This window comes from Saccharopolyspora rhizosphaerae (assembly GCF_003931915.1).
In the GTDB taxonomy this organism is placed as follows: domain Bacteria; phylum Actinomycetota; class Actinomycetes; order Mycobacteriales; family Pseudonocardiaceae; genus Saccharopolyspora; species Saccharopolyspora rhizosphaerae.
In genome coordinates this window covers 174,178-192,817 of sequence record NZ_RSAA01000035.1, presented here as the reverse complement: position 1 = coordinate 192,817, position 18,640 = coordinate 174,178, and the positions used below count along the sequence as shown (strand labels likewise).

Genomic DNA, 18,640 nt, shown 5'->3' with positions numbered 1-18,640 from the left:
TCGTGATCATCGAACGCCGAGGTGATTCTCCATCGCGGATCCACGCAAGGCGACCTCTACGGGAACGATTGTGATCGTCACAGCCGGTGATGTCATGGATTCGGCCTTTTCGACCTGCGGAACCGGTCTGGTCGGAACGGGTCCAGGACGCTCGGCTACCGTTTCCGACGTGGGACGACTCATCGTCATCGAGGGACTGGACGGCGCGGGCAAGCGCACCTTGGCCAGGGGGATCACCGCGGAGCTGACCGCCAGGGGGTGCACGGTGTCGAGCGCGGCCTTCCCGCGCTACTCCGAGGACGTGCACGCCGAGCTCGTCGCCGAAGCGCTGCGCGGGGAGCACGGCGACCTCGGTTCTTCGGTGCACGGCATGGCCGTCCTCTACGCGCTGGACCGCCGGGCCGCGGCCGACGCGCTGCGCGCCCACCTCGCCGCCCACGACGTCGTGCTGCTGGACCGCTACGTCGCCTCCAACGCCGCCTACGGGGCCGCGCGGCTGCACCAGCACGCCGACGGGGAGTTCGTGTCCTGGGTCCGCGACCTGGAGATCACCCGGTTCGACCTGCCGCGCCCGGACCTGCAGGTGCTGCTGCGGGTGCCCGCCGAGGTCGCCGCGGATCGAGCCGAGCACCGCGAGCGCACCGAAGCCGACCGCGACCGCGACCGCTTCGAGTCCGACGCCTCGCTCCAGCAGCGCTGCGCCGAGGTCTACGCCGAACTCGCCGAAGCCGGCTTCTGGAGCCCGTGGGTCGTCGTCGACGGCGCGACCGACGTCGACTTCGGCGTCCTGGTCGACAAGCACGTCCTCGGCTGACGGCCCCGCCGCGCTGGGATCGGCCGGAATAGCTTTCGCCACATCGGGACTGCTCCATTCGGCGGTATGAGTACCGCTGTTCCGGTGTCGAGTTCCCGACCTGCGACGACACCCGGCGGGTGGATGCACGGCGGCCAAGTGACAAGTGCAACGATGTGGTGCATGAAGGCACGCGTGCTCGTGGTGGACGATGATCCGGCCCTGGCCGAAATGCTGACCATCGTGCTCCGGGGAGAGGGGTTCGAGACGGCCGTCGTCAGCGACGGCACCAAGGCGATGCCCGCCTTGCGCGAGCTCAAACCCGATCTGGTCCTGCTGGACCTGATGCTGCCCGGCATGAACGGCATCGACGTGTGCAAGGCGATCCGGACCGAGTCCGTGGTGCCCATCGTCATGCTCACCGCCAAGAGCGACACGGTCGACGTGGTCCTCGGCTTGGAGTCCGGCGCCGACGACTACATCGTCAAGCCGTTCAAGCCCAAGGAGCTCGTCGCCCGGCTGCGGGCGCGGTTGCGCCGCACCGACGCCGAGCCCGCCGAGGTCCTCACCATCGGTGAAGTGATCATCGACGTCCCCGGCCACGAGGTGACCCGCGAGGGGCAGCCGATCGCCCTGACCCCGCTGGAGTTCGACCTGCTGGTCGCGCTGGCCCGCAAGCCGCGCCAGGTCTTCACCCGCGAAGTGCTGCTCGAGCAGGTCTGGGGCTACCGGCACGCGGCCGACACCCGCCTGGTCAACGTGCACGTGCAGCGCCTGCGCTCCAAGGTCGAGCGCGACCCGGAGCGCCCCGAGGTCGTGCTGACCGTTCGCGGTGTCGGCTACAAAGCCGGCCCTCCGTGATCACCACCTGAGTTCGTGGTCGTTCTGCTCGGTGGCGAGCGAGCGTCCGACTGCTCGACACCGGTGCGCGGCGCCCCGAAGACGTCTGCGAGAGTCTGAGTGGTGTTCGAGCGCCAGCGGCGGAGCCGCGAGGCGTGAAGACCACCCTCGCGACCTGCACCGCCGCGGGTTCCGGCACGTCTGGCGAGGACGCCGCGACGACGTGCCGTGGCACGCACGAGGAGTGGCACCCGGAGCCGGACGGCGGGTCAGGTTCCGAGACCTGCACCGCAACGCAAGACGAGTTCCGAACAGCCTGAGGTCGCCGTGAGCGTGTGGACGCGCCAGAGCCGCTGGGTGCGGCTGGTGAGCGGTCGTGTCCGCGAGGAGACGCGCGCTCGCTGGCACCGCTTCGAAGCGCTGTGGCGGCGTTCGATGCAGCTGCGCGTGGTGGTCAGCACCCTCGCGCTGTCGCTGGCCGTGGTGATCGTGCTGGGCATGGTGCTGCAGTGGCAGATCACCTCGCAGCTGCTGGACTCCAAGGAGCAGGCCGCGATCTCGCAGGCCGAGTACAGCCTGCCGATCCTGGAGCGCGAGCTCACCGCCGTCGACCCCAACTCCGACAGCGTCGCCGAGCAGCTGCAGGCCGCGCTGAACCGGTTGACCACCTCCTCGTCCGGCCACTCCACCACCGAGACCGTCGCGGGAGCCTTCACCCCGGTGCTGGTCGACGGCCGAGCGCCCGGCGCGCGCCGCGAGCAGCCCGCCGCCGGGCCGGTCGAGGACGTGCCGGAAGACCTGCGCGGGTTCGTCGAGCGGGGCCAGCTGGCCACCAAGATCCACACGGTGCAGCGCGAGGCCGGCCCGGTCACGATGGTCATCGTCGGCACCCCGGTGTCCAGCGCGACCCGCCCGCTGCAGATCTACCTGCTGTTCCCGCTGAGCGCCGAGCAGGCCACGCTCGCGGTCATGCAGCGCACCCTGCTGGTCAGCGCCGTCGTGCTGCTGGCGCTGCTGGGCGCGATCACCAACCTGGTGACCCGCCAGGTGGTGCGCCCGGTGCGGCAGGCCGCCCAGATCGCCGAGGAGCTCGCCGAAGGCGACCTGGACAAGCGGATGCGGGTGATCGGTGAGGACGACGTCGCGCGGCTCGCCGAGTCGTTCAACGAGATGGCCGACAGCCTCAAGCAGCAGATCACCCAGCTCGAGGAGTTCGGCCAGCTGCAGCGCCGCTTCACCTCCGACGTCTCGCACGAGCTGCGCACACCGTTGACCACGGTCCGGATGGCCGCTGACGTCTTGCACGCCTCCCGCGAGGAGTTCCCGCCCGGGCTGTCCCGCTCCACCGAGCTGCTGGTCGACGAGCTCGACCGGTTCGAGCTGCTGCTGGCCGACCTGCTGGAGATCTCCCGCCTCGACGCCGGCGTCGCCGACCTCGCCGCCGAGAAGCTCGACCTGCACGAGATCTCCGAGCGCGCGGCCGAATCGGTGCGGGCCATCGCCGACACCAGCGGCGTGGAGCTGCGCGTGTTCGCACCTGCCGACGGCACCGACCTCAACATCGTCGCCGACGCCCGACGGGTCGAGCGCATCATGCGCAACCTCGTCGCCAACGCCATCGACCACGCCGAAGGCGGCCCCGTCGAGCTGCGCTTCGGCGGGGACGAGCAGGCCGTCGCGGTCACCGTCCGGGACTACGGGGTGGGTCTGCGCAGCGGCGAGGCCGAGCTGGTGTTCACCCGCTTCTGGCGGGCCGACCCCTCCCGCAACCGGCGCAGCGGCGGCACCGGACTCGGCCTGTCGATCAGCTTGGAGGACGCCCGGCTGCACGGCGGCAACCTCGACGCCTGGGGCGAACCCGGTGAGGGTTCCTGCTTCCGCCTGACGCTGCCGCGCAAACCCGGCGAGGAACCGGAGAGCAGCCCGCTGTCGCTGCCGAGCACCCGCCGCATCGCCGCCCCGGAAGCCCTGCTGGCCGCGGGCGTGGAGCGACCGTCCGAAGGGGAGGGTGAGCAGGAAGTGCGGGACCAGGGGCCCGCTCGTCTCACCGAAGAGTCCTGGGAGGAGAAGTGATGGGCGCGCACCGGTCACGCCGGGTGGCGGCACTGATGGCGCTGCTGCTGCTGTCGGTGCAGGCCTGCGCGTCGATCCCGGAGAGCTCGGAACCGAAGGCGGTCAAGGAGGTCGACGGCAGCAACGCCACGACGCCGATCAACCCGCCCCCGGACGACATCGACCCGCTCGCCCTGGTGCGCAGCTTCGTCGACAAGGCGGCCTGGCCGGCCAGCAACCACGAGAGCGCCCGCAAGCACCTCGCGCCCGCGATCGAGCGGAACTGGACCCCGCCGCCGGGCATGCTCATCGTCGAGAACGTCGACACCATCCCGGGCACCTCGCCGCAGCCGCTGCCCGAGGGCGTGCAGCTGGTGACGCTGCGGGCGGACCGGGTCGGCAGGCTGCTGGCCGATTCCTCCTTCGTGCCGGAGTCCGGCGAGCTCACCGTCGACGTGCGGGTGGAGCGCCAGGGCAACGGCCAGTGGCGGATCACCACGCCGCCGCAGGAGATGGTCGTCAGCAAGACGTCCTTCAGCGGCATCTTCCGGCCGGTCCCGGTCTACTTCCTCGATCACGACCTCACCGGCGTCGCCCCCGACCTGCGCTACGTCGTCGCGCAGCCGGCGAGCACGTTGCCGCGGCGGGTCATCGACCTGCTCACCTCCGGGCCGTCGGAGAGCATGCGGCAGGCGATGCGCACCGCCATCCCGCAGGGCGTGCACCCCAAGACCAACACCAGCGAGGCCGCGGACGGCGCGCTGGAGGTCAACCTCAGCCAGCTCGGCGAGGTCACGCCCGAAACCCGCAGGCTGATCGCCGCGCAGGTGGTCTACACGCTCGAGGGCGTCAGCCCGGCGCGCGTGCGCATCAAGGAGGAGGGCATGCCGCTGCTCTCCGACGGCAAGGAGCTGCGGCCTACCGACATGGAGCAGTACGAGCGCGACAACCTCCAGCGCCCCGACCTGCCCGGTCTGGCCGTGGTCGACGAGCGGGTCCTGGTGCTCGACCGGCACGCCCGGCCGATCCCCGGACCGGCCGGTTCCGGCGAGTACGACGTGGTGCGCGCCGGTCGGTCGCCGCACGGCGACAAGCTCGCCGCGGTGACCCGGCGGCCCGGTGGGGTGGCGTTGCGCGTCGGCGACTTCGGCGAGCAGCTGGCCGAGCTGCCCACCATCGGCAACTACATGAGCAAGCCGACCTGGCGCGGCGAGGACGAGGCCTGGACCGTCGTCGACGGTCGCGACGTGGTGCGCGTGGTCCACAGCGGCTCCACGTGGAAGCCGGAGACCGTCGACGCCCGCTCGCTGCCGCCCGGCAGGCCCATCAAGGACCTGCGGCTCTCCCGCGACGGGACCCGCGTGGCGGCGGTGATCGACGGCAGCGTGGTGGTCGCCGGGGTCGCCGAGCAGGACGGCCACGCCGTGCTGCAGCGCCCCGTGGTGCTGCGCCCGTCGCCGGACGTGCAGGTCACCGCCGTCGAGTGGCGGCAGGACGAATCCCTCGTGGCCACCACCGAGAGCAACAACTCCCCGGTCTTCGACCTGTCCGTGGACGGCTTCCGCTGGGAGCCCTACACCGCGGCGAACCTGGGCCAGCCGCTGACCGAGGTCACCGTCGGCCCGGGTGGGCAGGTCGTGGTCGCCGACCGCCACGGGCTCTGGCAGGCCCAGGACACCGACGACGTGTGGTCGCTGGTGGACGCGCCCATCGGGGGCGCCTCGATCCCGTTCTACCCAGGCTGATCTCCGACACGCACCGGTGAGTCGGATCGGCGATCGCGCCATGATCGCTGGGTGCCCACCCGACTGCGCGAAGCGATCTCCGGACTGGTCGACCTGCTGCTGCCGCAGCACTGCGTCGGCTGCGACGTCGCGGGCACCGCGTGGTGCCGCGACTGCGCGGGCGCGCTCGGCGCGCTCCGCCGGGTGCACCGGCCGCTGCTGGACGCCTCACCGCCGGTGTTCGCGCTCGGCCGGTACCGGGGCGCGGCTCGCCGAGCGGTGCTGGCCTACAAGGAGGCGGGGCGTCGCGACCTCGCCGCACCGCTGGGCGCGCAGCTGGCGGTGGCACTGCGGTCGACCGCCGCGGAACGAGCGTGGGAAGGCGGGTGGTGGCTGGTCCCGGCTCCCTCGCGAGCAGTGGTCTCCCGCAGGCGCGGCGGTGCCCACATGGCCCGGATCGCGCACCACGCGGCCGCCGAGCTCTCGGCCTCGGGGGTGCCGACGCGGGTCGCCGAGTGCTTGGTGACGGCGCGCGACGCGGCCGACTCGGCCGGGCTGAACCCGCAGCAGCGGCTCGACAACCTCACCGGCCGCGTGCTGCCGCTGCCGCGCGGGCTTCCGCCACCCGGGTCGCAGATCGCGCTCATCGACGACGTGGTGACGACCGGAGCGACGGTCGCCGGCGCTGTGTCCACCCTCGATGCCGCCGAGCGGCCGGTCGCGCTGGTGCTCGTGCTGACCGCGACGGCGGGATGATCTCGACGGGTGAAACCGGGATACCTGATCGGCCCAGGAACTCCAGCCCGACGGTGTTCGTTCTCCGGGTGTGAGCTGGGACAACCCTCAGGTCGCCTCCCTGCGCAGAGCGACCGGGCTACCTACCCGAAGGGGTGAGACACCCTTTCGGCGGCCCGAGCCGCCCACGCTTGGCACGCAGGGTGATCTAGTGCTTTCGGCGTCAAACATCACTCTCGGTGGATGCTTGACTTCGCCCGTCTGAGGGGGTGTCACAATTCGATAAACCGAGCTAACGTGGCGAACCAATCCGGCCAACCAAGGCGGAGGGAAGGAGCGAAACCCATGTCCCTGGCGCCTGAGTGAGCGGATCTCCATTCCAGGCGCCCCGTGCACACCTCGCCTACGGAGTTGCAAGGAACGGAGGTCGTGAATGGATATCGTCGTCAAGGGTCGCAACGTTGACATCCCTGATCACTACCGGGAGCACGTCAACACCAAGCTGACCCGGCTTGAGCGGTACAACAGGAAGATGATCCGGGCGGACGTGGAGCTGTTCCACGAGAAGAACCCCCGCCAGGCCAAGAACTGCCAACGAGTCGAGATCACCCTGAAGGGCAAGGGCGCTCCCATCCGCGCCGAAGCCTGTGCAGGCGACTTCTACGCCGCGCTCGACGCCGCGACGACCAAGCTGGAGAGCAGGCTCCGGCGCATGCACGACCGTAGAAAGGTGCACTACGGACAGCACAGCCCCACTTCCGTGGCAGAGGCGACCGCAGCGATGGCGGACCGTCCCGTCGTGACCGGCCCGGTGGGATCCGGCTCCGGCTCGACCGATGGCCGCACCGCGCTGCTCGAAGCGCCCCAGGAAGCTCCCGAGCACACCGCCGAGGTGCCGGGACAGCGCATGACCGAGGAGGACGAGTACGCCCCCGGGCGGATCGTGCGCGAGAAAGAGCACTCGGCCAAACCGATGACCGTCGACGAAGCCCTCTACCAGATGGAACTCGTCGGCCACGACTTCTACCTCTTCGCGGACGCCGACAGCGGCCGTCCCAGCGTCGTCTACCGTAGGAAGGGATTCGACTACGGCGTGATCCGACTCGCCGACGCCGTGTAGGCGCACGCGAAACGGGCGAGTCTGCGCCACGCCCGACCTACCAGGCTGTCCCCCGCGTACGGTGGTTCGCGGGGGACAGCACTGTGTTGTGTCCGCCGATTGCGTATCGACACAGGGCACAACTTCACAGCCAGCTCTAATACGATGGCCACAAAGCGTCCGTGACGGACGCGTCACGATCAGCTAGCGAGGTCGACCGGATGGTCCTGTCCCGACTGCTCCGCGCCGGCGAGGGCAAGATGCTCAAGCGCCTGCGCGCTATCGCAGCGCACATCAACGAGCTCGAAGACACCGTCGTCGGTTTGTCCGATGCCGAGCTGCGGGGCAAGACAGAAGAGTTCAAGCGCCGCCACAGCGACGGCGAGTCGCTGGACGAGCTGCTTCCCGAAGCCTTCGCCGTCGCCCGGGAGGGCGCCAAGCGCACCCTCGGACAGCGCCACTTCGACGTGCAGCTGATGGGTGGCGCCGCCCTGCACCTGGGCAACATCGCCGAGATGAAGACCGGTGAGGGCAAGACCCTGACCTGCGTGCTGCCGGCGTACCTCAACGCCATCACCGGCAAGGGCGTGCACGTGGTCACCGTCAACGACTACCTCGCCAAGCGTGACGCCGAGTGGATGGGCCGCGTCCACCGCTTCCTCGGGCTGGAGGTCGGCGCGATCCTCGCCGAGATGACCCCCGAGCAGCGCCGCCAGGCCTACAACGCGGACATCACCTACGGCACCAACAACGAGTTCGGCTTCGACTACCTGCGCGACAACATGGCCTGGAGCCTGGCCGACTGCGTGCACCGCGGCCACTACTACGCCGTGGTCGACGAGGTCGACTCCATCCTCATCGACGAGGCCCGGACCCCGCTGATCATCTCGGGCCCCGCCGACCAGTCCTCCCGCTGGTACCAGGAGTTCGCGCGGCTGGCCCCCATGCTCAAGCGCGACGTCCACTACGAGGTCGACGAGCGCAAGCGCACCGTCGGCGTCACCGAAGAGGGCGTGTCGATCATCGAGGACCAGCTCGGCATCGAGAACCTCTACGAGGCCGCCAACACGCCGCTGGTCGGCTACCTCAACAACGCGCTCAAGGCCAAGGAGCTCTACCAGCGCGACAAGGACTACATCGTCCGCGACGGCGAGGTGTCCATCGTCGACGAGTTCACCGGTCGAGTCCTGTCCGGGCGCCGCTACAACGAGGGCATGCACCAGGCGATCGAGGCCAAGGAAGGCGTCGAGATCAAGGCCGAGAACCAGACGCTGGCCACGATCACCCTGCAGAACTACTTCCGCCTCTACGACAAGCTGGGCGGCATGACCGGTACCGCCGAGACCGAGGCGGCCGAGTTCCACAGCACCTACAAGCTCGGCGTGGTGCCGATCCCCACGAACGAGCCCATGATCCGCATCGACCAGCCCGACCTGGTCTACAAGGGCGAGCCCGCGAAGTTCGAGGCCGTCGCCGACGACATCGCCGAGCGCCACGAGAAGGGCCAGCCGGTCCTGGTCGGCACCACCAGCGTCGAGCGCTCCGAGTACCTGTCGAAGCTGCTGACCAAGCGCGGCATCCCGCACAACGTGCTCAACGCGAAGAACCACCAGCGCGAGGCCGCGATCATCGCCGAGGCCGGCCGCCTGGGCGCGGTCACCGTCGCCACCAACATGGCCGGTCGCGGTACCGACATCGTGCTGGGCGGCAACGTCGACCACCTCGCCGACGCCGAACTGCGGCAGCGCGGGCTGGACCCGGTGCAGCACGCCGAGCAGTACGAGGCCGAGTGGCCCGGCGTGGTCGAGAAGATCAAGGCGCAGGTCGACTCCGAAGCCGAGCGCGTCCGCGAAGCCGGCGGCCTCTACGTGCTGGGCACCGAGCGGCACGAGTCCCGCCGCATCGACAACCAGCTGCGCGGCCGGTCCGGTCGTCAGGGCGACCCGGGCGAGTCCCGCTTCTACCTGTCGCTGGGCGATGAGCTCATGCGCCGGTTCAACTCCGCCATGGTCGAGACCGTCATGACGCGCCTGAAGGTGCCCGACGACGTCCCGATCGAGCACAAGATGGTCTCCCGTGCGATCCGCAGCGCTCAGACCCAGGTCGAGCAGCAGAACATGGAGATCCGCAAGAACGTCCTCAAGTACGACGAGGTGATGAACCAGCAGCGCACCGTCATCTACGACGAGCGCCGCCGGGTCCTGGCCGGTGAGGACCTGCACGAGCAGGTCATGCACATGCTCACCGACGTCATCACCGCCTACGTCGACGCCGAGACCTCGGCCGGCTACGCCGAGGACTGGGACTTCGAGAAGCTGTGGAAGGCCCTGGGTTCGCTGTACCCGATCAGCCTCAGCTGGGAGAAGCTCGTCGAGGAGGACGACGACCTCAGCAAGGAGCACCTGCTGGAGCTGATCGTCGCCGACGCCAAGGAGGCCTACGCCAAGCGCGAGGCCGAGGTGGACGGCAAGGTCGGCCAGGGCGCGATGCGGGAGCTGGAGCGGCGGGTGCTGCTCAGCGTGCTGGACCGCAAGTGGCGCGAGCACCTCTACGAGATGGACTACCTCAAGGAGGGCATCGGCCTGCGCGCCATGGCGCAGCGCGATCCGCTGATCGAGTACCGCCGCGAGGGCTTCGACATGTTCGGCGCGATGCTGGAGGCGTTGAAGGAGGAGTCGGTCGGCTTCCTGTTCAACGTCCAGGTCGAGGCCGCCGAGCCCGAGCCCGCCCCGGAGCAGCCCGCAGTGCCGGTCTCGGTGAGCCAGGGCGGCAACGGTGTCCCGGAGGTCCCGCAGACGCCGCAGGCCCCGCAGGGAGCGGCGCAGCCGCAGGGCGCACGCGGCCGGCACGCCAAGCCCGCTTCCGCGGCTGGTCCGGCGCTGAGCCAGCTGGCCGGCGGTCCCGCCGAGGGCGAGCAGCCCCCGGCAGCGCTGCGCGGTGGCGGCCTGCAAGCCCCCAGCACCCAACGGCTGAGCTACTCCGGCCCGAGCGAGACCGGCGAGGTGCAGACCAACCAGGACCCGGACGGGCCCGCGGCCCGCGGCGGCACCCGCCGTGAGCGCCGCGCCGCCGCGCGAGCCGACGGCAAGAAGAAGAAGCGCTGAGACACCGCAACGCGAAAGGGCCCCGGACCGATCGGTCCGGGGCCCTTCGTCCCTCTGGTGCGGCCGCTGCCGCCGGGATCACGAGCTGGGGCGCTTGCCGTGGTTGGCCTTGTTCCTGCGCCGGTCCTTCTTCTTGCGCGCGCGCTTGCCCATAAGGCGACTCCCTCGAAGTTCGGGTCCACTCCAGGACGGTGACCGCGAGTGATCGGCTGCCACCCGGTCTCCGCTGGGATTTCGAGGTTCCAGTCTGCCATGTCCGATACCTGCCGTCGGCGGGTGGTGGTGCTCGTGGTTTCCTGAACGAGGGCCGGTGGCGGCCGTGACGAGGAGGAAGAGATGGCCGAGGAGAACCGCGCCGAGGCGCCGGTCACCGCCCAGGCGGCGCCGGTGTCCGCGGGCGACGCGGACCGCGGCGGCGACTTCCCGTCGCTCCTGGGACCCGCGGTGTCGGCGGTGGACGTGCCCGGCGAGGTGCCCCGCCGGGCAGGCGTGGCCGAGCCAGGCGGCACCGTCCGAGCAGGCGATCTCATCGCCCTCGCCAGGTGACGACCCGCTTCGATCCCCGCAGCCGACCGGAGGACCCACTTGTCCACGCTGAGTGATCTTCTCGCCGAACACACGCGCCTGTCCGGCGCCGCCGCCGACCACCTGCAGACCGTGGTGGCGGAGTGGCAGCTGCTGAGCGACCTGTCCTTCGCGGACTTCATCATGTGGGTGCCGGTCGGCCCCGAGGAGGCACCCGAGGACCGCTTCCTGTGCGTCGCGCAGGCCCGCCCCACGACGGCGCCCACCGCGCACCCGGAAGACGTGGTCGGCTCCGAGGTCACCGAGGACGACCACCCGCAGCTGCGGCGCGCGGCTCTGGAGGGCCGCATCTGCCGCGAGGAGGACCCGCGCTGGCACCTGGGCGTGCCGGTCCGCCGCGAGACCATCCCGGTCAAGCTGGGGGAGGAGATCGTGGCGGTGCTCAGCCGCGACACGAACCTCGCCGTGCCGCGGGTGCCGAGCCCGCTGGAGATCTCCTACCTGGGCAGCGCCGCCGACCTGTGCCAGATGGTCGCCGACGGCACCTTCCCGACCCCTGAGCCCGCTCCTGACGTGCACACGAGCCCGCGCGTGGGGGACGGGCTGATCCGGCTGGACAACTCCGGCACGGTCGTGTTCGCCAGCCCCAACGCCCTGTCGGCCTACCACCGCATGGGCCACGCCGCGGACCTGGTGGGCGCGCAGCTGGCGCCGCTGACCCGGTCGCTGCTCAACGACCCGTTCGACGCCGACGAGGTCGCGCAGCGGGTGCGGCGGGCGATGGGCGGCGAACCGAGCATGCGCATCGAAGCCGAGGCGCGCGGCGCGACGGTGCTGTTCCGCGCGCTGCCGCTGCGCCCGCGCGGCCAGTCGGCCGGCGCGCTGGTGCTGGTGCGCGACGTCACCGAGGTCAAGCGCCGGGACCGGGCGCTGATGTCCAAGGACGCCACGATCCGCGAGATCCACCACCGCGTGAAGAACAACCTGCAGACCGTCGCAGCGCTGCTGCGGCTGCAGTCGCGGCGCACCGGCAACAACGAGGCCCGGCAGGCGCTGGACGAGTCGGTGCGGCGGGTCACCTCGATCGCGCTCGTGCACGAGACGCTGTCGATGTCGGTCGACGAGCGGGTCGACCTCGACGACGTGGTGGACCGGGTGATCCCGATGATGAGCGATGTCGCCGTGGCCGAGACCGGGGTGAAGGTCAGCCGCGGCGGGAAGTTCGGCGTCGTGTCGGCCGAGTTGGCCACGCCGTTGGTGATGGTCCTGACCGAGCTGGTGCAGAACGCCTTCGAGCACGCCTTCCCGGAAGGGCAAGGCGGGGAAGTGGTCGTGCAGGCGGAGCGTTCGGCGCGCTGGCTCGACGTCGTCATCTCGGATGACGGTCGTGGCCTGCCGAAGGGCTTCTCCCTCGAGCGCGCCGAACGTCTCGGCCTGCAGATCGTGCGGACCCTCGTGGAGTCAGAGCTCCGCGGGTCGTTGAGCTTGCGTGGCCGCGGTCATCAACGCGGTACCGAGGCGGTTCTGCGGGTGCCCCTGAAGTACCGCCGATGACGCCCCCTATGCTGAGTGCCACGCGGTTGCGTCGATCAGTCGAGTGACATCCCAACGCGCCTGGGACGTCCGGGCCGATCGGGTCGGTTTCCGGGTTCCGGCTCCCCGGTGCGATGGGGAGGATCCGGTGGAACCTGCGGGACCGACATCGACGCTGATCGGCCGTGAGCTACTAGTCGGGGTGGGTCAGTTCACGCTGCGAGGCCGTTGCGGCCGGGGCGAGACGGGCGGTCGGTCACCGGGGGTGCGACCGACCGGCCACGTGCTCAGCGAGCTGCTGCTCAGGCGTTGGTGCGCGCCCGAGTGCGAGCGTTGCGCCGCTTGAGGGCACGCCGCTCGTCTTCGCTCATGCCGCCCCAGACACCGGCGTCCTGGCCGCTCTCCAGCGCCCACGCCAGGCACTGGGAGGCAACCGGACAACGGCGGCATACGGCCTTCGCCTCGGCGATCTGCAGCACAGCAGGACCGCTGTTCCCCACCGGGAAGAACAGTTCCGGGTCCTCGTCACGGCAAACCGCATCGTGGCGCCAGTCCATTGTTCCTTGCTCCTCGCTAGGCGCGCCCATGCGCGCCGATAGTTCGTTCGGGGTGTTTGTGAATGCTTTCACGGAGTCCGTGTGCTTGTGAATGCTTTCACGAACTGCCGCAATGTCAAGAGGTCGATCTCCAGCGGTGAGGCAACTCACCTGAAAGATCGACAGGACTTGACCAGGGGTTTCGGTGTGCTCCCGAACTCAGACGGGGGTCATGAGTCGGCAGCGACGTCCATCCGTTACGAGAAGGTTATACAGCGACGCGGAGAGCGTTCGGGACTGAGCAGAACTCGATCGCCGAACGCTCACCCAGGCAATCGCCGTCCACCTGCAGGCGCAACGGCTCCGTACAGGCTACGCGTAGATGGGGCACGTCCGCAGCCTGAATTGAGTTTCTTCCGTGTGGTTTCCCTCTACCGCGCAACATCTCCGCTACGTGTCGCAACACAGAGTGAACGCTCATCTTCTTGAGCGCGAACACGCCGAGACCGGTGTCGAAGCTGGTCTCGGGGCTCATGCGCACTGGAGTGGACCCCAAGTACGTCCAGGGGTCGGTGTTCGACACGAACACGCTGTGCAGTCGGTCACTCGGTTGATCGTCACCGATCTGCAAGGTGAGCTTCGGCTCTCCACGGCTCATGCGGAAGTAGCAGGCCAGGGCGATCCGGGCGTACAGGGCGGGCGTCGCCTCGCGCCCGCGCGCCCGCTGCCGCTCGACCTCGGCGACCACCTCGGCGTCCCACCCCACACCGGCGTTGAAGGTGAACCACCTCTCGTCGGCCTTGCCCAGGCCGACCTGGCGCGTGCTGCGGTCGGCCAGCGCGCGCATCAGGTGGTGCGTGGCGTCGACCGGGTCCTTCGGCAGCCCGAGCGCGCGGCCGAAGACGTTCGCCGACCCGCCGGGCACCACTCCCAGCGTCGGCATCGACGGGTCACCGGGCTCGGCGACCTCGAACATGCCGTTGACCACTTCGTTGACCGTGCCGTCGCCCCCGTGCGCGATGACCAGGTCCGCACCGTCGCGCACCGCGTCCCTCGCGGCCTCCGAGGCGTGCCCGCAGTGCTGCGTCTCGACCACGTCCAGCTTCAGCACGCTGGCCAGTGCCGCAGCGAGGACATCGCGGCCACTGGCTGTGGTGGAGGTCGCCTGCGGGTTGACGACGAGTACGGCGCGCACAACTGAAGCCTAAGCGAGACGGTTTCGTGTCCGTCGGGCCCGGGCCCCGGTCTGGCGCCGTGTGAAGTCTCAACTGGGCTGTCCGGTCACCTCCGGTTGCTGCGCGGACAGGACCGGCCGAAGTGCGCGGCACTGCTGGGAAGAGCGGGAGGAGCGCACCAGGAGCGAGTGCGCCACGCCGCTGACCAGCACTTCTCGGTGGAGGTCGGATGCGCAACCCCGGAGCGCACCCGCTGGACGACCACCGGCTGCCGACGTGCACGCGACGAGATCGACGGACACCCCGACATCCGCGAACGCCGCTCGAGCCATGGGTCGATCCTGTCCGTTCGAGGGCTGCGCCAGCTATGCGGCGATCGGGCGGTATTACCATCAGAAGCGCACACGCAGAGTCACGAGCGGGGTCGTTCGGCCCCGGTTGAAGCGAGGCCCCCTTGTCCACCGAGACCGTTCCCCGCACGGTGCGCATCGCCGGACTGCTGACCACGCTGCAGGCCGTGGCGGGCCTGGTGTTCGTCGTGGCCCTGCTCGTCCGCAGCGCCTCCTCCGACCTCGGCGGGGTTGGCCAGCTCGAACGCGGCGAGACCTGGGGCGAGGCGGGCTACTACACGCTGCTGGCCGCGGGCGTGCTCGCCGCCGGCATCGGGCTGATCAAGGGCAAGCACTGGGCGCGCACCCCCGCGCTGCTGATGCAGCTGCTGCTGCTCGGCACCGCCTGGTACGCCACCGGCCCCTCCGGACGACCGCTGATCGGCCTGGCCATCGCCGCACCGGCCGTCGCCGTGCTGTGGTTCCTGTTCAACCGCGAGGGACGCGAGTGGGCCTTCCACGCGTCGATGGCCCCCGACGCCCGCGACGACTGAACGCTCAGCTCCCGAAGGTCGTCAGCGCCTCACCGGTGAGGCGGTAGGTGGTCCAGCCGTCCATCGGGAACGCGCCCTGGGCCTCGTAGAAGGCGATCGAGGGCTCGTTCCAGTCCAGCACGGACCACTCCAGGCGGGCGTAGCCGCGGGCGACGCACTCGTGCGCCAGCGTCCGCAGCAGTTCCTTGCCCAGGCCCGCACCCCGGTGCTCCGGCCGCACGTAGAGGTCTTCCAGGTACATCCCGTGCACGCCCTCCCAGGTGGAGAAGTTCAAGAACCACAACGACAGCCCGACCACGGATCCGTCCACTTCGGCCACGTGCCCGAACAGCGCCGGGTCCGGGCCGAACAGCGCGGTCCGCAGCTGCTCCTCGGTCAGGTGGCAGGAATCGGGTTCTCGTTCGTAGCGGGCGAGCTCGTGCACCAGCTCCACCATCGCCGCCACGTCACCTTCGCGCGCCCGCCGGATCATCCGTCCTCCACAGCCAACCGAGCCTGGTCCTCCTCGGCCATTCTGCGCAGCGGGCCGCACGGCGGTCCCGGCAGGGCTCAGCCGTGCTGCCAAGCGGGGATGTTGGAGCGCTGGATCTGCGGCACACCCCGGTCGTGGCCGAGCACGGTGATGCCGGCCGGGTCGAGGGCGAAGTGCACCCCGGCGGAGATCGGCAGGTCCAGCCAGCGGGCGATGACGCAGCGGCTGAAGTGGCCGTGCCCGACGAGCACCACCTCGCGGTCGGCGGCCCGCACCCGCTCCAGCAGGTCGTCGGCGCGGGTGGCCACGTTCGAGGCGGTCTCGCCGCCCGGGCAGGGATGGGTCCACACCGTCCAGTCCGGGACGGTCTCGCGGATCTCCTCGGTGGTCAGCCCCTCGTAGTCGCCGTAGTCCCACTCCACCAGCAGCGGCTCGGTGGTCACGTCGGAGAGCCCGGCGAGGTCGGCGGTGCGCTTCGCCCGCGTGCGCGGGCTGCACAGCACCTGCACGGGCCCGGCGGGTCGTAGAGCGGTCAGGGCCTGGCCCGCCTGTCGCGCCCGCAGCTCACCCTCGACGGTCAGCGGGACGTCGGTGCGGCTGGTGTGCCGGCGCTTCAGGGACCACTCGGTGGTGCCGTGCCGGAGGATGTAGACGCGGTGCTCCACGGCTCGCAGCGTACGGACCCGAGCGGGTTCCGCACGGTGACGTCACCCCGCGCTCCACGGTGGACTTCGGTCAGTGCTCGTCGTAGTGCTCGCCGTGCGCCGCGTGCCGGTGTCCGTCGTGGATGTAGTCGACGTGGTCGCCGTGCGGGACGGCGACGTGGCCGCAACCGGGGCCGTGCTGGTGCTCGTGCGTCCCGTGCTCGTGGTGCTCGCTGGCCTCGCACTCGTCGTAGTGCCCACCGTGGTCGACGTGCAGGTGACCATCGTGGGCGTAGTCGACGTGGTCGCCGTGCGGGACGGCGACGTGGCCGCAACCGGGGCCGTGCTGGTGCTCGTGGCCGGCGTGCTCTCGACAGGCGGTGGTCATGACGCGCAGCTCCCAAGACGACGGTGTCGGCCCAGGCCAGCCTATGACCGCACCCCGGCCCGCGCATGCTCGTCACCCGCCGCTGAGGAGCGCATGGGAACCTTCCGCTCACCGCTCAGGTGAGTACGGGAACCTTCCGCGCGCTGGCGAGGTGCGTGGGAACCTTCCGCCCACTGCCCGCCGTGCAGCGGCCCGGGCGTCTTCCACTTGAGGGAGCCCCTCCTGCCGTTGGCGGGGCGGTGCGGGCGTGAAAAACGCCGACCAGCGTCCTCGCTGGTCGGCGTCCTCAACGGCTGCTGGAGGTCAGCCCTTCTTGGTCTCCCAGAAGATCTTGTCGATCTCGGCGATGTAGTCCAGCAGCTCCTGGCCCTTGGCCGGGTCCATCGAACCCTTGGTGCCGGTGGCACCAGCGGCCTTGGTGGCCTTGTTGACCAGCTCGTGGAGCTGCGGGTACTTCTCGAAGTGCGGGGGCTTGAAGTAGTCGGTCCACAGCACCCACAGGTGGTGCTTGACCAACTCGGAGCGCTGCTCGGCGATCATGATCGCGCGAGTGCGGAACTCCGGGTCCTCGTTGCCCTGGTACTTCTCCTGGATCGCCTTGACCGACTCGGCCTCGATCCGCGCCTGCGCGGGGTCGTAAACGCCGCACGGAAGGTCGCAGTGCGCGGTCGCCTCCAGGCGGGGCCCGAGGATGCGCGACAGGAGTCGCATGATTCCTCCCTGACAGTGAGTGCTCCGACTGGGCCGACCTTACTCTTGAAGATCCTCGTCGTCCTATTGGAGGTGCCGGTGAGATCACTCGGTTCGTGGCCGTTGCGCCGGTTGCGAGTGCGCGGACCCTCGATGGTTCCCACTCTTCGGGACCGCGACGTCGTCGTGTTCCGGACCGGAGGTCGGGCCCGTGCGGGTGATGTCGTGCTGGTGCGGTGGGACGGGCGCCCTGATCAGCTCTCGGTGAAGCGCGCCGTGCGCCGCGAGGGCGAGGGGTGGCACGTCGAGGGCGACAACGGTTTCGGTTCGACCGATTCCCGTGACCTCGGTCCGGCGCAGGTGCTGGGAGTGGTGCGCTGGCGCTTGTGGCCTTCGCCCGGCCGCGTGCGCTGAGCACGGGAACCTTCCTGCCACCGGCTGCGGGGTGGCTGGAAGGTTCCCGTGCTCACTGCTCGGCGCGCAGCGAGTCGTAGTGCGCGAGGCAGGTTTCGAAGTCCGGCAGCAGGCCGCTGTCGGCGGCCTGGGCGAGCGTGGGGGCGTTGCGGTCCTTTTCGGACAGGATCGCCTCGCCGGTCAGCTCCTCGGCCCAGGGCAGCCCGAGCTCCGGGTCCAGCGGGTTGACGCCGTGCTCGCCTGCCGGGTTGTAGGCGGTGGAGCACAGGTAGGTCATGACCGTGTTGTCGGTGAGGGCCAGGAACGCGTGTCCGAGCCCTTCGGCGAGGTAGACGGCGCGGTACTCGCTGGAGTCGAGGCGGATCGCTTCCCAACGCCCGAAGGTGGGCGAGCCGACGCGCACGTCGACGACGACGTCCAGCAGTGCGCCCTGCGGGCAGTAGACGTACTTGGCCTGCCCGGGCGGGGTGTCGGCGAAGTGGACGCCGCGGATGACGTCGCGGGCCGAGACGCTGTGGTTGGTCTGCGCCAAGCGCATCCGGTGCCCCGTGGCTCCGGTGAACGTCGCTTCCTGGAACGGGGCGACGAACAGGCCGCGGTGGTCCGGGAAAGCCTTCGGGGTGAATTCGAACGCCCCGGTGATCTCAAGTCGACGTACCTGCACGAGCCGAGCCTAGGAGTCGTGATCGCGGTGCGTCCGGTGGGGCGGCGGGTGGCAGGAAGGTTCCCCTGCTCCACCGCATCGCGGAAAAGGCGAGGTGATCGCTCGCGTTTTCCTAAACAGTTTCGATTCAGATGAGAAAACCGGACAGACGTACCGCACAACTGCGAATTGCAAACCGAACGCCCGTACTGCATAACTGCGTCGGAAAATATGACGCCCGTACTGTCCGAAAGCGTGAAATTTTCGGCTTTTTGCTGGTGAGACGTGTGATCCCTGTCGCTGACACGGGATCACAGTGCTGGCACACTGAACGAACCGCAGCGTCCACCGGAGCCGGTGTCCGAACAGGATGGCCGGTCTCGGTAATTC

At 69.9% G+C, this 18,640-nt stretch carries 19 protein-coding genes; 11 read left to right on the top strand and 8 right to left on the bottom strand.

Annotated features, from left to right (window positions below; translation table 11 throughout):
- The first annotated feature begins 169 nt into the window (after positions 1-169).
- The 7 genes from EIL87_RS23825 (at position 170) to secA (ending at position 10,347) form a co-directional block, all read left to right on the top strand.
- Positions 170-814 carry a dTMP kinase gene (locus tag EIL87_RS23825; RefSeq protein WP_125092825.1) on the top strand — a complete coding sequence of 215 codons (645 nt, stop codon included), beginning with the start codon at positions 170-172 and terminating at the stop codon, positions 812-814.
- 162 nt (positions 815-976) lie between these two features.
- The gene (mtrA, locus tag EIL87_RS23820; RefSeq protein ID WP_125092824.1) at positions 977-1,654 is read left to right on the top strand and encodes an MtrAB system response regulator MtrA; all 678 of its coding nucleotides are present in this window, start codon (positions 977-979) and stop codon (positions 1,652-1,654) included.
- A gap of 312 nt (positions 1,655-1,966) precedes the next feature.
- Positions 1,967-3,706: an MtrAB system histidine kinase MtrB gene (gene mtrB / locus EIL87_RS23815; RefSeq protein WP_407690578.1), complete on the top strand. Its 1,740-nt coding sequence runs from the start codon at positions 1,967-1,969 to the stop codon at positions 3,704-3,706.
- Positions 3,706-5,430, top strand: a complete 1,725-nt coding sequence (locus EIL87_RS23810) for an LpqB family beta-propeller domain-containing protein (RefSeq protein ID WP_233576534.1) — start codon at positions 3,706-3,708, stop codon at positions 5,428-5,430. The genes mtrB and EIL87_RS23810 overlap by 1 nt, the downstream gene beginning before the upstream one ends.
- A 51-nt stretch (positions 5,431-5,481) precedes the next feature.
- A complete protein-coding gene (locus EIL87_RS23805) occupies positions 5,482-6,165 on the top strand; it encodes a ComF family protein (RefSeq protein WP_125092822.1) in 684 nt (227 codons plus the stop codon).
- A gap of 412 nt (positions 6,166-6,577) precedes the next feature.
- Positions 6,578-7,264 (top strand): ribosome hibernation-promoting factor, HPF/YfiA family, encoded by a 687-nt coding sequence (gene hpf, locus EIL87_RS23800; protein ID WP_125092821.1) that lies wholly within the window; start codon positions 6,578-6,580, stop codon positions 7,262-7,264.
- A gap of 200 nt (positions 7,265-7,464) precedes the next feature.
- Positions 7,465-10,347 carry a preprotein translocase subunit SecA gene (gene secA / locus EIL87_RS23795; protein ID WP_125092820.1) on the top strand — a complete coding sequence of 961 codons (2,883 nt, stop codon included), beginning with the start codon at positions 7,465-7,467 and terminating at the stop codon, positions 10,345-10,347.
- A 78-nt stretch (positions 10,348-10,425) separates the two neighbouring features.
- Here secA and EIL87_RS27990 read toward each other — a convergent pair whose 3' ends face one another.
- Complete coding sequence (locus tag EIL87_RS27990) at positions 10,426-10,500, bottom strand: 50S ribosomal protein bL37 (protein WP_407690577.1); 75 nt, start codon at positions 10,498-10,500, stop codon at positions 10,426-10,428.
- 183 nt (positions 10,501-10,683) lie between these two features.
- On the opposite strand from EIL87_RS27990, the gene EIL87_RS23790 reads away from it, so the two are divergent.
- Together EIL87_RS23790 and EIL87_RS23785 are read left to right on the top strand one after the other, a co-directional pair.
- On the top strand, positions 10,684-10,893 hold the full coding sequence (locus EIL87_RS23790) for a hypothetical protein (protein ID WP_125092819.1): 210 nt from the start codon (positions 10,684-10,686) through the stop codon (positions 10,891-10,893).
- Positions 10,894-10,932: 39 nt separating this feature from the next.
- Positions 10,933-12,426, top strand: coding sequence for a PAS domain-containing sensor histidine kinase (locus EIL87_RS23785; RefSeq protein WP_125092818.1), 1,494 nt, complete (start codon positions 10,933-10,935; stop codon positions 12,424-12,426).
- Between the two features lie 281 nt (positions 12,427-12,707).
- On the opposite strand, the gene EIL87_RS23780 is transcribed toward EIL87_RS23785, so the two are convergent.
- Both EIL87_RS23780 and EIL87_RS23775 read right to left on the bottom strand, forming a co-directional pair.
- Positions 12,708-12,962, bottom strand: coding sequence for a WhiB family transcriptional regulator (locus EIL87_RS23780; protein WP_093413759.1), 255 nt, complete (start codon positions 12,960-12,962; stop codon positions 12,708-12,710).
- 247 nt (positions 12,963-13,209) lie between these two features.
- Positions 13,210-14,136, bottom strand: coding sequence for a diacylglycerol/lipid kinase family protein (locus tag EIL87_RS23775; RefSeq protein WP_125092817.1), 927 nt, complete (start codon positions 14,134-14,136; stop codon positions 13,210-13,212).
- Positions 14,137-14,570: 434 nt separating this feature from the next.
- Between EIL87_RS23775 and EIL87_RS23770 the strand changes: the two genes are divergently transcribed.
- Positions 14,571-14,999, top strand: a complete 429-nt coding sequence (locus tag EIL87_RS23770) for a hypothetical protein (protein ID WP_125092816.1) — start codon at positions 14,571-14,573, stop codon at positions 14,997-14,999.
- Between the two features lie 4 nt (positions 15,000-15,003).
- On the opposite strand, the gene EIL87_RS23765 is transcribed toward EIL87_RS23770, so the two are convergent.
- The 4 genes from EIL87_RS23765 to sodN all read right to left on the bottom strand — a co-directional run bounded on the left by EIL87_RS23765 (position 15,004) and on the right by sodN (position 17,214).
- Complete coding sequence (locus EIL87_RS23765; RefSeq protein ID WP_125092815.1) at positions 15,004-15,471, bottom strand: GNAT family N-acetyltransferase; 468 nt, start codon at positions 15,469-15,471, stop codon at positions 15,004-15,006.
- Between the two features lie 77 nt (positions 15,472-15,548).
- Positions 15,549-16,136: a histidine phosphatase family protein gene (locus tag EIL87_RS23760; protein ID WP_125092814.1), complete on the bottom strand. Its 588-nt coding sequence runs from the start codon at positions 16,134-16,136 to the stop codon at positions 15,549-15,551.
- Between the two features lie 70 nt (positions 16,137-16,206).
- The gene (locus EIL87_RS23755) at positions 16,207-16,503 is read right to left on the bottom strand and encodes a hypothetical protein (RefSeq protein WP_125092813.1); all 297 of its coding nucleotides are present in this window, start codon (positions 16,501-16,503) and stop codon (positions 16,207-16,209) included.
- Positions 16,504-16,806: 303 nt separating this feature from the next.
- Entirely contained in the window at positions 16,807-17,214 is a 408-nt protein-coding gene (gene sodN, locus EIL87_RS23750; RefSeq protein ID WP_125092812.1) for a superoxide dismutase, Ni, read from the bottom strand.
- Between the two features lie 72 nt (positions 17,215-17,286).
- Here sodN and EIL87_RS23745 point away from each other — a divergent pair, with 72 nt between their 5' ends.
- Positions 17,287-17,607, top strand: coding sequence for a S24/S26 family peptidase (locus tag EIL87_RS23745; protein WP_325049518.1), 321 nt, complete (start codon positions 17,287-17,289; stop codon positions 17,605-17,607).
- A 52-nt stretch (positions 17,608-17,659) separates the two neighbouring features.
- Here the strand turns inward: EIL87_RS23745 and EIL87_RS23740 are convergent, their stop codons facing one another.
- Positions 17,660-18,271, bottom strand: a complete 612-nt coding sequence (locus EIL87_RS23740; protein ID WP_125092810.1) for a dTDP-4-dehydrorhamnose 3,5-epimerase family protein — start codon at positions 18,269-18,271, stop codon at positions 17,660-17,662.
- Between the last annotated feature and the right edge of the window lie 369 nt (positions 18,272-18,640).

Excerpts from the sequence above, each read along its gene's own strand:
- mtrA (WP_125092824.1), top strand. The coding sequence starts at position 977 with ATGAAGGCACGCGTGCTCGTGGTGGACGATGATCCGGCCCTGGCCGAA.
- EIL87_RS23810 (WP_233576534.1), top strand. The coding sequence starts at position 3,706 with ATGGGCGCGCACCGGTCACGCCGGGTGGCGGCACTGATGGCGCTGCTG.
- hpf (WP_125092821.1), top strand. The coding sequence starts at position 6,578 with ATGGATATCGTCGTCAAGGGTCGCAACGTTGACATCCCTGATCACTAC.
- secA (WP_125092820.1), top strand. The coding sequence starts at position 7,465 with ATGGTCCTGTCCCGACTGCTCCGCGCCGGCGAGGGCAAGATGCTCAAG.
- EIL87_RS23790 (WP_125092819.1), top strand. The coding sequence starts at position 10,684 with ATGGCCGAGGAGAACCGCGCCGAGGCGCCGGTCACCGCCCAGGCGGCG.
- EIL87_RS23780 (WP_093413759.1), bottom strand. The coding sequence starts at position 12,962 with ATGGACTGGCGCCACGATGCGGTTTGCCGTGACGAGGACCCGGAACTG.
- EIL87_RS23765 (WP_125092815.1), bottom strand. The coding sequence starts at position 15,471 with ATGATCCGGCGGGCGCGCGAAGGTGACGTGGCGGCGATGGTGGAGCTG.
- EIL87_RS23755 (WP_125092813.1), bottom strand. The coding sequence starts at position 16,503 with ATGACCACCGCCTGTCGAGAGCACGCCGGCCACGAGCACCAGCACGGC.
- sodN (WP_125092812.1), bottom strand. The coding sequence starts at position 17,214 with ATGCGACTCCTGTCGCGCATCCTCGGGCCCCGCCTGGAGGCGACCGCG.